Below are 1,910 nucleotides of genomic sequence, written 5' to 3'. Positions count from 1 at the left end.
GACCAGGTTCATTACAACCATGACGCCAAACTGGATGGAATCCACACCTACGGAGGTGGCCAGCTGCAAAAGCACTGGGAACAGGATCAGGATGGCTGCAATGGTCTCCATGAACATGCCCACAAAAATCAGGAAGATGTTTATGAGCAGGAGAAGGACGTATTTGTTGTCGGTCAGGCTTAACATGGTATCTGCAATCATCTTGGGGATGTGCTCCTTGGTCATGATGTATGCAAACACATTGGCAAATGCAACCAGGGCCATGATGGACGCTGCGCTGGAAAGGGTCTGCTGCAGGCACTGGTAAAAGGTCCTAAGGGTAAGCTTGCGGTAAATGACAAAGCCCACAAAGGTTCCGTATACAATGCAGATGATGGATGCCTCGGTAGGGGTAACCATGCCGCCGATAATACCCAGCAGGATAATCAGGGTCATGATGATGGCCCAGATGGCTTCCCGCCCTGACTTCAGGATTTCGCTGAAGGAACTCATATGGTCGCGTTTGGGATAGTTCCTTTTTTTGGAAATGATATAGGAAACCAGAGCCATTCCCCCGCCCATCAGGATGCCGGGGACAATGCCGGCCATAAACATTTTGGATACAGATAACCCGGTCATGGTGGCAGCCATGATCATGGGAAGGGAAGGCGGGATGATGGGGCCCATGCAGCTGGATGCGGCAGTGACTGCCACGGAAAAATCCGCATCGTATCCAAGGTCAACCATCATGGGGATCTCAATGCCGCCCAGCGCCACGGTATCAGACAGGGCCGTGCCCGAGATTCCTGCAAAAATCATGGAAGCCATGATGTTGGCGTATGCCATGCCTCCGGTCAGATGTCCCACCAGCTTGTCGCAGAAATCCATCAGCTTGTCGGAAATGCCGCCCTGGTTCATCAGGTTGCCTGCCAGTGTAAAGCCGGGAATACATAAAAGGGTAAAACTGTCAAGTCCGGCAAAAAATCTTTGTGAAAACGTGGCAATGGGCATGTTGGCTCCCAGAAAGTAGGCGAGTGCCGAAAACCCCAGGCTGAACGCCACGGGTACGCCGATAAACAGGCAGATTATGAATGTGATGAATAATACAGGTACCATGCTCAGCCGCCCTCCTTTTCATTCCAGGTTAGAAGCAGGTTCAGGATTTCACACAGGTATGCCACGGCCATAAGACTGAACATCACTACCAGGGAAAAGTAAACATACTGCATAGGCAGCGTCATTGCCGTGGAAAACATAGGAAATTTGATGAATGCAAAAGGAATCACGGATTTAACCAGCAGGTAAGCGGTAAAAATCAATAGTGACACCTTGATTGCAAGGTCGATGACCCGGTTGGCCATGGGATGTCTGCCCTCCAGGGCGTCATGAAGGAATTCCACGTTAACGAACTCATTGCGGTGGACTGCCACGGCGCACCCAAACCCTACCATATAGATAAAGGAGTAGCGCGCGGCCTCTTCTGTCCAGGACGGCGCGCTTGGCAGGAAGTTGCGGCTGATGACCTGGATCAGTACGCAGGCCACAAAGGTCAGATAAAAAATAACGCCGAAAAAGCAAAGTGTATGGTCAAAAACAGACAGAAACTTATCAAGTCCCTTTTTGAAACAGCTCATTGATTGAAGCACCTCTCTTTCCGTAGTGGACCGTTTTCCTTATGCATCCGGGTTGGCAGCGGATATTTTTTCATAGAGTGCCTTCTGGCTGTCGGTCAGTACCGCCAGGACCCCGTTTGTCATGGCGTCTGAGAATGCCTTCTGGTCCACGTCCACGAATTCCATGCCTTCCTCAGCCAGCTTGGATTCCAGCTCGGATTCATTTTTCAGGAAAATCTCATGCTCGTACTTCTGCATTTCCTTGCCGCCGTCCACGACAACCTGCTGCAGGTCCGCGGGCAGGGCGTTGAACTGCTC

General features: G+C 51.1%; 2 protein-coding genes and 1 pseudogene. All 3 read right to left on the bottom strand.

Annotated features, from left to right (window positions below):
- A partial coding sequence (locus DWX59_RS28315; RefSeq protein WP_147325886.1) for a TRAP transporter large permease occupies window positions 1-1,095 on the bottom strand: 1,095 nt, incomplete at its 3' end.
- A 2-nt stretch (window positions 1,096-1,097) separates the two neighbouring features.
- Window positions 1,098-1,613, bottom strand: a complete 516-nt coding sequence (locus tag DWX59_RS28310; RefSeq protein ID WP_117563475.1) for a TRAP transporter small permease — start codon at window positions 1,611-1,613, stop codon at window positions 1,098-1,100.
- A gap of 39 nt (window positions 1,614-1,652) precedes the next feature.
- Window positions 1,653-1,910: pseudogene (locus DWX59_RS28305) on the bottom strand (C4-dicarboxylate ABC transporter); the annotation flags it as partial.

The organism is Enterocloster aldenensis, from assembly GCF_003434055.1.
GTDB lineage: Bacteria > Bacillota > Clostridia > Lachnospirales > Lachnospiraceae > Enterocloster > Enterocloster aldenensis.
Note: the sequence above shows the minus strand (reverse complement) of the source record. Positions and strands in the feature narration are given on the sequence as shown.